Source organism: Devosia sp. (assembly GCF_036563435.1).
Lineage (GTDB): Bacteria > Pseudomonadota > Alphaproteobacteria > Rhizobiales > Devosiaceae > Devosia.
On sequence record NZ_DATCMJ010000014.1, the window covers coordinates 54,900 to 68,905 of the forward strand.

The 14,006-nt window shown below is 63.0% G+C and carries 9 protein-coding genes; all 9 read right to left on the reverse strand.

The features are described 5' to 3' along the window. Positions 1 to 12: 12 nt before the first annotated feature. Positions 13 to 1,296: a branched-chain amino acid ABC transporter permease gene (locus tag VIL88_RS08480; protein WP_331987757.1), complete on the reverse strand. Its 1,284-nt coding sequence runs from the start codon at positions 1,294 to 1,296 to the stop codon at positions 13 to 15. Further along, entirely contained in the window at positions 1,293 to 2,297 is a 1,005-nt protein-coding gene (locus tag VIL88_RS08485) for a branched-chain amino acid ABC transporter permease (RefSeq protein ID WP_331987759.1), read from the reverse strand. The genes VIL88_RS08480 and VIL88_RS08485 overlap by 4 nt, the downstream gene beginning before the upstream one ends. Positions 2,298 to 2,300: 3 nt before the next feature. Next, positions 2,301 to 3,005, reverse strand: a complete 705-nt coding sequence (locus tag VIL88_RS08490; protein WP_331987761.1) for an ABC transporter ATP-binding protein — start codon at positions 3,003 to 3,005, stop codon at positions 2,301 to 2,303. After that, positions 3,005 to 3,775, reverse strand: coding sequence for an ABC transporter ATP-binding protein (locus tag VIL88_RS08495; RefSeq protein ID WP_331987763.1), 771 nt, complete (start codon positions 3,773 to 3,775; stop codon positions 3,005 to 3,007). The genes VIL88_RS08490 and VIL88_RS08495 overlap by 1 nt, the downstream gene beginning before the upstream one ends. A gap of 107 nt (positions 3,776 to 3,882) precedes the next feature. Beyond that, entirely contained in the window at positions 3,883 to 4,245 is a 363-nt protein-coding gene (locus tag VIL88_RS08500; RefSeq protein ID WP_331987765.1) for a methylglyoxal synthase, read from the reverse strand. An 11-nt stretch (positions 4,246 to 4,256) separates the two neighbouring features. Then, positions 4,257 to 6,692 (reverse strand): methyl-accepting chemotaxis protein, encoded by a 2,436-nt coding sequence (locus tag VIL88_RS08505; RefSeq protein WP_331987766.1) that lies wholly within the window; start codon positions 6,690 to 6,692, stop codon positions 4,257 to 4,259. Between the two features lie 157 nt (positions 6,693 to 6,849). Next, on the reverse strand, positions 6,850 to 8,883 hold the full coding sequence (locus tag VIL88_RS08510; protein WP_331987768.1) for a methyl-accepting chemotaxis protein: 2,034 nt from the start codon (positions 8,881 to 8,883) through the stop codon (positions 6,850 to 6,852). A 329-nt stretch (positions 8,884 to 9,212) separates the two neighbouring features. Continuing rightward, positions 9,213 to 11,288 (reverse strand): methyl-accepting chemotaxis protein, encoded by a 2,076-nt coding sequence (locus VIL88_RS08515; RefSeq protein ID WP_331987769.1) that lies wholly within the window; start codon positions 11,286 to 11,288, stop codon positions 9,213 to 9,215. A gap of 122 nt (positions 11,289 to 11,410) precedes the next feature. Then, complete coding sequence (locus VIL88_RS08520) at positions 11,411 to 13,912, reverse strand: methyl-accepting chemotaxis protein (RefSeq protein ID WP_331987771.1); 2,502 nt, start codon at positions 13,910 to 13,912, stop codon at positions 11,411 to 11,413. Positions 13,913 to 14,006 lie beyond the last annotated feature (94 nt).

Below are 14,006 nucleotides of genomic sequence, written 5' to 3' on the forward strand. Positions count from 1 at the left end.
GATTAAGGCAGGTCAGCCTTCGCGGCGCACCACTTCGGGAAGAAGCCCCTTGGGCGCATAGCGCAGGGCGATGGTTATCACGAGGCCAAGCACAAAGACGCGCATCTGGGCCGACCGGGACTCGATCTCCGGAATGGCGCCCCAGCCAACATTGCTGGACCAGTAGCTGACGAAGTCGAAGATCACCTTGGCCAGCGGCTCGGACACGACCCAGACCAGCCAGATCAGCACGGCGCCAAAGACGGCACCCCAGTTGTTGCCGGCACCGCCGACGATGATCATGACCCAGATCAGGAAGGTGTGGTTGATCGGCTGATAGCTCGAGGGATCGAATATCTGGGTGAAGCTGACCAGCATGGCGCCGCCGATGCCCATCAGCACCGAGCCGAAAACAAAGATCTCAAGCTGCCGCGAGGTCACGTTCTTGCCCATGGACGCGGCCGCGATGTGGTTGTCGCGGATGGCGCGCATCATGCGGCCCCAAGGGCCGGAATAGGCGCGCGATATCAACCAGAGCGCGATGGCTAGAACAGCCAGCGCCAGGAGGAGAAAGCCGCCACGCGCCAGAAGCAGTGACGAGAACCCATCATTGCCGGCGGCCTGGTATGCCTGCGGCAGCGGCGTAGGCCACGGAATGGGCGAGACGGTGAGCGTGCCGCGCGTCAGCCAGTCCATGTTCTTGATCAGCGCGCGGATAATCTCGGAGATGCCGATGGTGGCGATGGCGAGATAATCGGTGCGGAGGCCAAGCGCGATCTTGCCGACAATGAAGGCGACTGCCGCTGCAAGGAGGCCGCCAAAGAGCCAACCAAGCACCGGATGGGCACCAAGACCGCCGACAAAGCCGGCATTGGCTTCGATATAGGCGGCGGCCGGATCGATCTGCGAGCGATAGATGCAGTAGGCGACGAACCAGGCAAGGACCGTCACAAGGGTCTTCCAGCCGCCACGGACACCCAGGCGGTCGCTCTTGCGGGCGCCGTAGACGAGGAGCGCGCCGGCCGCAAAGGCGATCAGGGCGCGGCCCAGCATCCAAGGCCCATCGGAGCCCCAGAACTGCGGGTTGACCGGGTAGGAGATAAAGGTGACGGCAAAGCCACCCAGCATCAGGAAACCCATGATGCCGAAGTTGAAGAGCCCGCCATAGCCCCACTGGATGTTGAGCCCCAGCGCGATCAGCGAATAGGCCGCCGCTTCCACGAGGCGCGAGGAGGTAAAGGGCAGGCCCATGGCCCAGCCGACCACGAGGATCAGGACGAAGAGGCCGGCAAACAGCGTGAGAGAACGCCGGATCATGACGAAGCTCCCTTGAAGATTCCGGTCGGCCGCACAAGGAGCACGACGACAAGGATGACGAAGGCGACGGTGAGCTTGTATTCGGTGGGCACCAGCGACAGCGTCGCCGGCAGTTGTGCCCATTCCGGCAGGACGCCGTTGAGTGGCCGCAGCAGCATGGTCCAGTTAAAGACCGCTAGCGATTCCGCAAAACCAATCAACAGACCGCCGGCGATGGCACCATAGGCCTGGCCGAGACCGCCGACGATGGCGGCGGCAAAGATCGGGATGATGATGTTGAAGGCCAGATCAGGCTTCAGCGTCACGTCCAAAGCCAGCATCGTGCCGGCCATGCAGGCGAGCGCGCCGGCAACGATCCAGGTCACCCGTACCACAAGGGCGGTGTTGATGCCGGAAACCTGGGCCAGGTCGGCATTGTCGGCCATGGCACGCATGGCCTTGCCCAGACGCGACCGCGTCAGGAAGAAGTGGAGCGCAAGGACGCTGATCACGGTGACGACGATCATCAGCAGCTGCGGTTCGGTGATCACCAGCGGGCGGGTGGATCCCAGGAAGGCCGTGTCGATACGAAACACGTCCTTGGTTTCGGTTTCAAAGAACGACCAGGTGCCCGCGCCGAAGAACAGGCGGATCAGGCCCTGCACCATCAGCGTGACGCCGATGGAGGCGATCAGCAGAATGACTGGCCGCGCGCCGCGTTTGCGCAGCGGAGCATAAAAGCCCTTGTCGATGCCGAGGGCGAAGACGGCCGACAGCACCATGGCGATGGGCAGGACCACAAAGCCTGTAGGAATGGGCGTGACGATGCCCCACTGCGTGAACAGCATGGCGAGGAGAAACGCGAAGAACGCGCCGGAGGTCATAAGCTCGGAATGGGCGAAGTGGGCAAAGCGCAGGATGCCGAAGATCAGCGTAATGCCCACGGCACCCAGCGCGTAGATGCAGCCCAGCACGGCGCCTGCGATGACCACCTGGTTGAAGAAGAAGATGAGTTCGGTCACAGCTTAGCCCCCGAGGAAACTTTTGGCGACTTCGGGATCGGCGATGAGTTCGGGACCCGTGCCGGTGAAGCGGTTCTGGCCCTGTGCAAGCACGAAGCCCTTGGAGGCGAAAGCCAGCGCCTGGCGGGCGTTCTGCTCCACCATGAGGATGCCGACGCCCTCGCCATTGACGCGGACGATCGTCTCGAAGATTTCGATCACGTAGCGCGGTGAGAGGCCGGCCGAAGGTTCGTCGAGCAGAAGGAGCTTGGGCTTGCTCATCAGCGCGCGGCCCATGGCCACCATCTGCCGCTGTCCGCCAGAGAGCTCGCCCGCCGGCTGCCGGCGTTTTTCGGCCAGCACCGGGAACATCTCGTAGACCCACTGCATGGTCTCGGTGAAATCGTCGCGCCGGGTGAAGGCCCCCATTTCGAGGTTTTCCTCAACACTCATCGAGGTGAAGACGTTTTTCTCCTGCGGGACAAAGCTCAGGCCCTTGGGCACGAGCGTATCAGGGAGAGAGTTGGCGACGTTCTCGCCCAGGAATTCCACCGTGCCGCCGGTAACCTTGAGCAGGCCGAAAATGGCCTTGAGCGTGGTCGACTTGCCGGCACCATTCGGGCCGACGATGACGCCGATATCGCTCTGCTCGATGGCCATGTTGACGCCATTGAGGATGGGCGCGCCGCCATAACCGCCGACGACGTGTTTGAGTTCAAGCAAAGCCATTAGGCAACTTCCACGGGCGTGCCGAAATAGGCTTCGACGATTGCGGGATTGGCGCGGATCTCTTCCATCGGGCCTTCGGCGATCTTTTCGCCCTGCGCCATGACGATGACCGGGTCGCACAAGCGGCCGATCAGGTCCATGTCATGTTCGATCACGAAGAAGGTGTAGCCCAGTTCGCGGTTCATGCGCTCGATATTGCCGGCGAGGTCGTTGAGCAGCGTCTTGTTGACGCCGGCGGCGACCTCGTCGAGCAGCACGACCTTGGCATCGACCATCATGGTGCGGCCCAGTTCGAGCAGCTTCTTCTGCCCGCCCGAAAGGTTGCCCGCCAGTTCGTTGCGCACATGGCCAAGCTTGAGGAAGTCGATGACGTCGAGTGCCTTCTTGCGCACCTCGGTCTCGCGCGCCTTGACGCGGCCGGGGCGGAACCAGGCGTTGACGAGATCTTCGCCCGGCTGGTCGCCCGGCACCATCATCAGGTTTTCCAGCGCCGTCATGTTGGAGAATTCATGGGCGATCTGGAAGGTGCGCAGCATGCCGGTGCGAAACAGCTGATGCGGCTTGAGGCCCGTGACATCGGCCCCATCGAAGATCACCGCGCCTTCATCGGGCACGATATTGCCGGCGACGATGTTGAACAAGGTGGACTTGCCCGCGCCGTTGGGGCCGATCAGCCCGGTGACCGAGCCACGCCGCACCGAGAGCGAGCAGTTGTTGACGGCGGTGAGTCCGCCAAAGCGTTTGCTGACGTTGCGAACGTCAATAACCAAGTCAGGGGACACCCAAACCGACCTATTTTCCTGATGCCTTCATCTGCCGTTCATATACCCGGCTATTTTGCGGCATCTGCTCATAAGGTGACGCTAGGGTCAACGCCTCACAGGAAGGCCAACACCGCATCGGCTGTGGATTTATTGTTGGCACAGGGCACATCATAGAGCGTGGCGAGCCGCGTCAGCGCCTTGACGTCCACGTCATGCGGCTGTGCCGAAAGCGGATCAATGAAGAAAATCAAGACGTCGAGCTTGCCCTCGGCGATCATGGCGCCTAGTTGCTGGTCGCCGCCCAGCGGCCCGCTTTTGAGCAAGTTCACATTCATGCCAGTGGCGGCAATGACGCGGCTGCCGGTCGTGCCGGTGCCCCACAATTCGTGCTGGCTGAGCTTGTGCTTGTGGTGCACCGCCCATTGGCAGAGGTCGTCCTTTTTGTCGTCGTGCGCCACCAGACTAATACGGGCCATGCTGTTTCTCCTCAGCTTGCCTTGCGCAGGCGGATCGGGTCCTGCGTTTGGGAACCTTCGGCGGTTTCCTTACGGCTGCGTGGCGACCCGCTGTCGAGCGTGAACATGCCGATCAGCCGGTCCAGTTCGCCAGCCTGAACCTCGGTCTGCTCGATGGCGGCATTGGTCTCTTCCACCAGCGCTGCATTGTGCTGGGTCATCTCGTCCATCTGGCGGACGGCGACATTGACCTCCTCGATGGCTGAGGCCTGGCCGCGGCTGGCTTGCGCCATGTGGTCAAGCGTCTCGGCATTGGCACGGATCGCCTGCTGTACCTTTTCGAGCCTTTGCGCCGCCTCGGCAACCAGCTTGCTGCCGCCGCGCACTTCGCCGGCACTCTGCTCGATTAGCACCTTGACGTCGGCCGACGCCGAGGCGGCAGATTGTGCCAGGCGCCGGACTTCCACGGCCACCACGGCAAAGCCCTTGCCGGCATCGCCGGCGCGCGCGGCTTCCACCGAGGCATTGAGGGCGAGAAGATTGGTCTGGAAGGCGATGTCGTCGATGAGACCGATAATGTTGGAGATCTTGGCCGAGGAGGCGCTGATGCGATCCATGGCGGCCGTTGCATCGACCATGACGGCGCCGCTGGCTTCCGCTTCGAGCGAAACGGCGCGCGCCTTTTCCCGTGCATCAACAGCCTGGCTGGCGTTTTCCACCACGGTGCGGCTGAGCTGTTCCATGGCGGCACTGGTTTCCTCGATGGTCGCCGCCTGCCTGGTGGTGCGCTCCGAAAGATCATTGGCGCCTGAGAGGATTTCACCCGTTGCGGTCTTGAGGGCGCCCGAGGTGCCGCGCAGTTGCACGACCAGCTCCCCGAGCTGTTCCGCTACGCCATTGGTGCTGTCCTTGAGCCGGGCAAAGGCGCCCCGGTAGTCGCCGGTTACCCGCTGGCTGAGATCGGCCTGCGCCATTGCGGCAAGGACACTGCCGGTTTCCCCAAGTCCACGATCCACCGTCGCCACGAGGTCGTTGACGTCGCCCGCCAGCTGCCGCAGCTCGGGCTCGTCTAGATCGGTCGACACACGCCGGCTGAAGTCACCAGCAATCGCTGCCCCCACCACCGCGCCAATATCGCGTTGCAGCTCCTGCACCACGCCGACGCGCGAGGCGCGCTCCTCGCTCATGTCGAGTTCAGCCGCGCGGAGATCGCGCATCTTGAGGGCGTTGCCGCGGAACACTTCCACGGCCTCGGCCATATAGCCAAGCTCGTCGGCGCGCTCGAGCCCAGGAACGGCGATATCAAGCTTGTCGCCAGCGATGGCGGCCATGGCATCAGTCAGGCGCGACACCGGCCGTGTGATGGTACGGGCGATGACGATGCTGGCAAGGGCGGCGAGAGCCAGAAGGACAAGGCCAATGATCAGCATGGTGTTGCGTAGACCGTTGGACGGCGCAAAGATTGCGTCTTCGGTTTCCAGCGCCACCACGGCCCAGTCGACTCCGCCAAAGGTTAGGGGCTCCGCGGCTGCAACCAAAGCAGTGCCATTGCGATCCTGCATTGCGGCAATGGCCGGGCTGCCTCCGAGTGCGGCCGATACCGCTTCACCGTCAAGCGACAGGCTAAGGACATCGTCTTCAGCCGTGTCGGGTGAGTCGTTGCGGGCAAGGCCGTCTTGCCCAACCAGGAAAGTTTGGCCGCTTTCGCCCAGCCCTTGGACGCGATTGAGCACATCGCCCAAGCGGGCGGTCGGCAGTTGGAAAGCAAGGACGCCGATCAGGAAGCCCTGATCATAGACAGGCGCTGCGATGAAGCTGGCGGGTGCGCCGGCGCTCGGGCCATAAGGCGCGAAGTCGGAGAGGAAAACCTGCCCCTCTTCCGCGGCCATGGCGGAACGCACGACCTTGCCCAGGTCTGTGCCAGCCCAGGGACCGCCGTCCTCGCCGAAATTGGTGGCGAAGTCGGCTTCCTTGAACACCGTGTAGACGTTGTTGAAGTCGGTATCGAACAGGAAGATGTCGTAGTAACCGCGCTTGTTGAGCAGGTCGCGGAAATCGGCGTGAAGCGCGCGGTGATGGAGATCATAGACCGGCAGCTTGTCGGACGTATCGAGCAGCAGCCGTTCACCGGCCGGGTGTGGATTGTCGGTGATATAGGCCGTCTGCAGCAAGTCGGTGGGGTCACCCTGGCCCGACAGCGAGCGCAAAGCGCCGGAGAAGAGATCGATGTTGGCGGCGATCTCGGCGCGCCCGGCAAACAGCGTCAGATCTTCGGCCACCTCGTTGAGATAGGCCTCGATCGAAGATTTCGCGTTGGCCGCAGCGGCCGTGAGCCGCTGTTCGGCCTGGCTGGTGACAATGCTGCTGCTCGCCACAAAGGCTGCAATGGCAAGACTTGCGCCGGTAACCAGGGCAATGGCCACGACCATTGCGGGGAGTTTGAAGGCGAGTTTGAGCTGGCTGGCCATGAGCGACTTCCGGAGTTGGACAATACTGCCTTGGCAGGCATGTCCGCTCTCCTCCTCGCGGCCATGACGCATCATCGAAGATGAACGAATGTGGTTAAGGAACCACTCTCATCCCGAAGCGCCGGATGCGGCCCGCCGGAGCGGGCCGCATGCGTTCTTAGAACTCGCTCCAGTCGGTGGAGATGGCAGCGTTGCCCTGGCTGAGATAGGCCTGCGCGGCGCGCTTGACGGTGGCTGGACGCGGTGCGGCTTGGCGCGGTGCGGCTTGCGGCACCACATGCACGGCGGGCTTGTGATCGTCGGTGTGGAACACGGTGACGATCTCGTCCAGCGCGGTTGCCTGCGCTTCGGTCTGTTCGATCGAGGCGTTGATCTCCTCGACCAGCGCCGCATTGTGCTGGGTCATCTCGTCCATGGTTCGGACGGCGACATTGACCTCCTCGATGGCCGAAGCCTGCTCATGGCTCTCGCGGGCAATGCCGTCCATCAGCTGGTTGTTGGAACGGGCAGCCTCGAGCATGGCGGCAAGGCGTGCCGCGGCATCGGACACCAGCCGCGAGCCCTGGCCGACTTCAGTGGCCGACTGCTCGATCAGCACCTTGACGTCGGCGGAAGCCGAAGCGGCCGACTGGGCCAGGCGCCGCACTTCCACGGCCACCACGGCAAAGCCCTTACCCGCGTCGCCAGCACGCGCTGCTTCCACGGAGGCGTTGAGCGCCAGGAGGTTGGTCTGGAACGCGATGTCGTCGATGAGGCCGATGATGTTGGAGATCTTGCCCGAGCTGGCCTCGATGGCGACCATGGCCTCGTTGGCCTTTTCCATTACCTGGCCGCCTTCTTCGGCGGTGCGGGTGACTTCGGCGGCATTGACGCTGGCATCCTTGGCACGCTGGGCATTTTGCAGCACGGTGGAGGCGAGCTGCTCCATGGCAGCCGAGGTTTCCTCGATTGTGGCAGCCTGCTTGGTAGTGCGTTCGCTGAGGTCGTTGGCGCCAGCGAGGATTTCCCCCGTGGCGGTACGCAGCGAACGCGAGGTGCCGCGCAGCTGGTTGACGACTTCTGTCAGCTTGTCGCCAACTGCGTTGGTGTCGGCCTTGAGGCGAGCGAAGGCCCCCTGATACTCGCCTTCCATGCGCTTGGTGAGGTCGGTATTGGCCAGGGCGGTCAATACGCGGCCGGTTTCGTCGAGGCCGCGGTCCACGGTCGACACGAGGCTATTGACGCTGCCGGCGAGATTGTTGAGCTCGGGATCGGGGAACTCGGTTTCCACACGGCGGGTGAAGTCGCCGGCAATGGCGGCATCCACCACCTGCCCGAAGGCATCCTGCAACTCACTCATCATCTGCTGGCGGTTTCGCTGGTCGGCGATGATGCGAGCGGCTTCCGCCTCGGTCATCTGGCTGACCTTGAGCCCGTTTTCGCGGAACACTTCCACGGAACGCGCCATGTCGCCGATTTCATCGTGCCGGTCGGTACCCTGCGGCACCACGTCGAAGTCGTTCTGGGCAATGCGCACCATGTCACTGTTGAGCTTGCTGATGGGCTTGCTGATGGAGCGGGCGATAAACACGCCGATCAGCAGCAGCAGCAAGGTGACGCCGAAAGCGATAGCGCCGCTGATCATGGCGGCCTTGCCGAAGATAGCATCGACCTGGGTCAGCAGAACGCCCGATGCAATGGTCCAGCCCCAGGGCTCGAAAGCCTGAGCATAGCTGATCTTGTCGAAATAACCGCCATCGGGCGACTTGAAGAGGTAGCTGACAAAGGTCGAGCCATTGGCCTTGGCGTTGGTCACCATCTCCTTGATGTAAAGCTTGCCGCGGCCGTCTTCTTCAATGGAGCGGTCATTGCCCTGCTTTTCCGGCTTGGTCGGATGCATCAGCATGACCATGTCGAAGGTGTCGATGAAAATGTATTCCCCGCCCTGGTAGCGCAAGCCGCGCAAGGATTCGAGCGTCAGCGACTTGGCCTGTTCTTCGGTGAACTCGCCGGCCTGGGAGCGATCATAGTAATTCTGCGCAATACTGGTGGCTGCCTGCACCACGCTCTGCAACTCAGTGCGCTTGAACTGGTCGAGGTTCTCCCGCAGCGTATAGAGCTGGTAGGCCAGCACGCTGGCAAAGCCGACGGCGAAGATGAAGATCAGGGCATAAAGGCGCCGGCCAATACTGCCGGTGAAGAACTTAGTCACGATAGGCTCCAGGTGACGTTCCGAGTGGACGGGCAGGCAGGCGGGAGCCGGCGGCCAAGCAATGCGAGGCCGGGTACCACGACTGGTAAGCACGGATTGATTGGGCGCATGGCAGCTCCGTTCGGCCGCGCTTCCCAAGGCGTGGCCACGTGTTTCTACTTGCGTCCGGAAAAAAGCATTGGCTGATGCTGGTTAATGCGGCGTAAAATGGTAAGGCGCTGACAGCAAAAATAAAAAGAGCGCCGTAGCGCTCTTTGGTTTTGCTTCATAGATGAGGATTTTGATTCACCGGCCACGCATCTTTTGCTGAAAAGACTCGTCTCCAGTGATCAGAACTCGTTCCAGTCCTCGGCCACGGCAGCATTGCCATGGGTGGCGAGCCGTGGCGACGCCGCAGCCAGGCGCCGTTGCAGACCGCGTGCGCCTGCCGTTTCGGCACTGGCCGCAACGTGCCGCTGCGGCGAGGCATGATCGGAGAGGCGGAACACGTCGACAATGCGGTCGAGCTCGGTAGCTTGTGCCTCTGTCTGCTCGATCGCCGCATTGGTCTCTTCCACCAGCGCTGCATTGTGCTGGGTCATCTCGTCCATGGTGCGCACGGCGGTGGACACTTCATCGATAGCCGAAGCCTGTTCGCGGCTGTCATTGGCGATGGATTCGAGCAGGCTGTTGTTGCCACGGACGGCATCCAGCATCACGCGGAGCTTGCCGGCGGCATCGTCCACCAGCCTTGAGCCGGCCGTTACCTCGTTGGCAGACTGCTCGATCAGCACCTTGACCTCGCTCGAGGCCTGCGCGGCCGATTGAGCCAGGCGTCGCACTTCCACGGCAACCACCGCAAAACCCTTGCCGGCGTCGCCCGCACGGGCGGCTTCGACCGATGCATTGAGGGCAAGGAGGTTGGTCTGGAAGGCGATGTCGTCGATCATGCCGATAATATTGGAGATCTTGCCCGAGGACTGGGTGATGCGCTCCATCGCGGCGGTCGCCGCATCCATCACCTGCCCGCCCTCTTCGGCCGTGCGGGTGACGGCCATGGCGTTGGCGCTCGCATCCTTGGCCCGCTGGGCATTCTGCATCACGGTGGACGCCAGTTGCTCCATGGCGGCCGAGGTTTCCTCGATGGTCGCCGCCTGCTTGGTGGTCCGTTCCGAAAGGTCGTTGGCACCCGAGAGGATTTCGCCCGTCGCCGTCTTGAGCGAGCCTGACGTGTGGCGGAGCTGACCGATCACTTCCGTGAGCTTGTCGGCCACGGCATTGACGTCATGCTTCAACCGCGCAAAGGCGCCTTCATAGTCGCCTTCCATGCGCTGCGTCAGGTCGGTATCGGCCATGGCGCTGAGCACGTCGCCGATTTCTGTCACGCCGCGGTTGAAGGTCGAAACGAGATTGTTGACGCTGCCGGCGAGGGCGTTGAGTTCGGGATCGGGGAACTCGACGGCGACCTGCCGGGTAAAGTCGCCAGCGACCGCTGCGTCGACCACCGCACCGAAAGCACCCTGCAACTCGCGCATCATCGCCTGGCGGTTTTCCTGGTCGGCAATGATGCGCGCGGCCTCGGCCTCGGTCATCTGGCTGACGCGTAAGCCGTTCTCGCGGAACACTTCCACCGCCCGCGCCATGCCGCCCACTTCATTGCCGAGCGCTGTATAGGGCACCACCGTCTCGTAATTGCCTTCGGCGATAGCCTCCATCGACGAGGCCAGTTTGGGAATGGGGCGGGTGATGGCGCGCGAGAGGGCAAAACCAATAAGGCCGAGCACCACAACGACGGCGCCACCCACCATCAGGATCAGCCCCAAGACCTCGGTTGCTTCGGCTTCGATGACAGCCATGGGCGTACCGACAAAGATGGCGCCCATGATCTCGCCGCTCATCTTCTCAATGGGCTGGAAGGCACCGAAATATTGCACGCCGGCGATCGGCAATTGGCCCATAAAGGGATTGCCTTCGAGAAGCGGGGCATAGGCTGGGCTGGAGGCATCGAGCATCAGGTCGGCAAGGCGGGTGCCGTCTTCGGCCGCAAGGCTCGTGGTCTTGCCTTGAAAGGTCTGACTGGCCGCGTCCAGAACATAGACCGTCGCGTCCTGCTGCGTCACGCGGGTCACGGAGTCGATGATTTCGGTATCGTAGAAAGGTGGGACGGCCCAGCTTTGGAACGCATCCATCGTGCCCTCCTCTGTCCAGTTCAGGACTGAGCCGGAAATGCGCCGCTCAAGGATGGTCGCCGCCACTGCCAGGTTGGTTTCCTGCTGCAACGCGCTGTCGGCGATCGAGTCAGAATGAAGATTGAGGTAGATGGCGCCAGACACGGCGCCGATCGAGCCGATGATGGACACGAAGACAAGGCCAGCAATGGCCGTTGTCATCCTGATATTGCCGAACAGAGCCGCGAGCTTGCGCATGGTGATCCTCCCAATAGCCCAGCGCGTACTCCTCACGCGCCACCAACATCGAGAGAATTTACAACAGCGCGGTTAACCGACCGTTGCCCATGTTTTGTGCAGCACGGCTGCCCGCGGGCGGATCAGAAGGCGTTCCACTCCCGGTCCACCGCCGCGTTGCCATGGCTGAGATAGGTCTGGGCGACTGACTTGAGCTTGCCCTCGATCCCGCCGGCGGCCGCCAGGCGCGCCGGCCCCTCGGCGGGGGCCTTCTGCGCTTGCCCTTCACCAATGGTGAAGATGTCCACGATCCGGTCGAGCTCGGTCGCCTGCGCTTCGGTCTGCTCGATGGCGGCGTTGATCTCTTCCACCAGGGCCGCGTTGTGTTGGGTCATCTCGTCCATCTGCCGCACGGCGGCGTTGACCTCTTCGATGGCGCCGGCCTGCTCGCGACTGTCGCGCGCAATGCCGCTCATGAGCTCGTTGGAGGCACGGGCTGCGGTGACCATGGCGCTGAGCTTGGCCGCGGCATCCATGACCAGGCGCGAACCGCCCTTCACCTCGCCCGCCGACTGCTCGATCAGCGCCTTGACGTCTGCAGAAGCATTGGCCGCCGATTGTGCCAGCCGCCGCACTTCCACCGCCACGACGGCAAAGCCCTTGCCGGCGTCGCCAGCGCGAGCGGCTTCCACGGACGCGTTGAGCGCCAGGAGGTTGGTCTGGAAGGCAATGTCGTCAATAAGACCGATGATGTTGGAAATCTTGCCCGAGGACTGGGTGATCCGCTCCATGGCTTCGGTGGCATGTTGCATCACCTGGCCGCCCTCTTCGGCCGTCTTGGTGACGGTGGACGCAACGCCGCTGGCTTCGCGGGCCCGCTTGGCGTTCTGCATTACTGTGGATGCCAGCTGCTCCATGGCGGCGGAGGTTTCTTCGATGGTTGCCGCCTGCTTGGTGGTGCGTTCCGACAAGTCGTTAGCGCCAGAGAGGATCTCGCCAGTCGCTGTCTTGAGCATGCCCGACGTATCCTTGAGCTGCCAGACGATGTCGCTGAGCTTTTCAGCCACCGCATTGGTGTCGGCTTGAAGCTTGGCGAAAGCGCCGTGGAACTCGCCCTCCATGCGCATGCTGAGGTCGGTGTCGGCCAGCGAGGCCAGCACTGCGCCCGTTTCGCTGACGCCGCGATCTACCGTTTCCACCAGGTTGTTGACGGAACGGGCAAGGCGGTTGAGTTCATCATCGGCGAACTCGGTATCGACACGGCGGCTGAAGTCGCCGGCAATGGCCGCATCGACGACAGCGCCAAAGGCACGCTGCAGTTCCTGCATCATGGCGGCGCGTTCGCCCTGGCTGCGGATGATCTGGGCGGCTTCCGCCTCGGTCATCTCGGCGACCTTGAGCGCGTTCTCGCGGAACACCTCGACGGCACGGGCCATGGCGCCGAGCTCGTCCCGGCCATCGGCGCCCTGCACCTCGACGTCGAGATCGCCGTCGGCCAGCTGCTCCATGGTCGCGGTGAGGCGGCTGATGGGCCGGCTGACCGAGCGGGCAAAGAAATAGCCAACGACCGCGGCCAGCGCGAGGAGCACGCCACCCACGAGGAGCGTCATGTTGCGCATGTCCACGACGGCGGCATAGGCCTCCTGCTCGGGCTGGACCGCCGCCACGGCCCACGTGACGCCGTCGACGGTTACCGGACCCGCACGCACCACCATGGGTGCTCCGCGGTAATCGGTGCTGCGGCCTTCCGCTGTCTGCCCGGCAAGGGCACCGGTCAGCACGTCGGAAGTCAGCGTCGTTGCCAAGACGTCGGCCGCTTCCGTCTGTGGGGATTCCGTGCGCAGGAGCCCATCGGCTCCGACAACGACCACTTCGCCCGTCTGGCCCAGGCCCGAAAGTCCCGCCACCTTGGCACTTAGTGCATCGCTCGAGATCGAAAGCACCATGACGCCGGTATTTTCGTCCTTGTCGAAGACCGGCATGGCCATGAAGCTTTGTGCAGCGCCACTGGGCGAGTAGACTGAGTAATCGACAAAGGCTGCCTCGCCATCGGCCAGCTCCTTGGCGCGGGCGAAGGCCTGGCCGAGGCTGCTGGCGGCGGCGGCCGGATCGGTCACGACATTGGTGGCAAAGTCGGGATTCTTGGCAACGGAATAGACCACGTCGCCGGCGGCGCTGATCAGGAGAACGTCGGAATAGCCGCGTTCCAGCATCAGTGTCCGGAAACCGGGATGAAAGCGCTTATGTGGCGCGTCATAGGTCGCGCCCTTGCCATTGGCGCTGTCTAGGGTATAGCGGGCAGCTGGATCGGGGTTTTCAGTGACATAGGCGGTTTGCAGCTGCAGGGCAGCGCGTTCCTTGAGCCCCATGCGCAGTTCATCGAGCGAGCGCGTCAGGTTCTTCATCGCCGTGACGGTGTCGGAACGCTGCACGAAGAGGCGCAGGTCGACCTCGGAACTCTTGAAATATTCGCTAACCATGGCTTCAGCCGTATTCAGCGAAGCCTGCATGGATTGATTGCGCTGCGCCTGCACGGTGTTGAGCCCGATCAGGTAGCTCGAAACACCGACACCTGCGCTGACCAGCAAGGCCGAGCCAACAAGCGCCAGCGGCAGCTTCTGCGCAATCTTCATCTGAAATGCCATTGGGGTCCTCCAACCCGTATCGAGTGCTGAAGACATCTCCTGATGTCGTGAAAGCGCCGCGCTTTTCAGCGCGGCCCAGCACTCGCCCTCCCAA

Bases quoted from the DNA above. Each gene is read 5' to 3' on its own strand.
- VIL88_RS08515 (WP_331987769.1), bottom strand. From the start codon at position 11,288: ATGCGCAAGCTCGCGGCTCTGTTCGGCAATATCAGGATGACAACGGCC.
- VIL88_RS08505 (WP_331987766.1), bottom strand. From the start codon at position 6,692: ATGGCCAGCCAGCTCAAACTCGCCTTCAAACTCCCCGCAATGGTCGTG.
- VIL88_RS08520 (WP_331987771.1), bottom strand. From the start codon at position 13,912: ATGGCATTTCAGATGAAGATTGCGCAGAAGCTGCCGCTGGCGCTTGTT.
- VIL88_RS08480 (WP_331987757.1), bottom strand. From the start codon at position 1,296: ATGATCCGGCGTTCTCTCACGCTGTTTGCCGGCCTCTTCGTCCTGATC.
- VIL88_RS08500 (WP_331987765.1), bottom strand. From the start codon at position 4,245: ATGGCCCGTATTAGTCTGGTGGCGCACGACGACAAAAAGGACGACCTC.
- VIL88_RS08490 (WP_331987761.1), bottom strand. From the start codon at position 3,005: ATGGCTTTGCTTGAACTCAAACACGTCGTCGGCGGTTATGGCGGCGCG.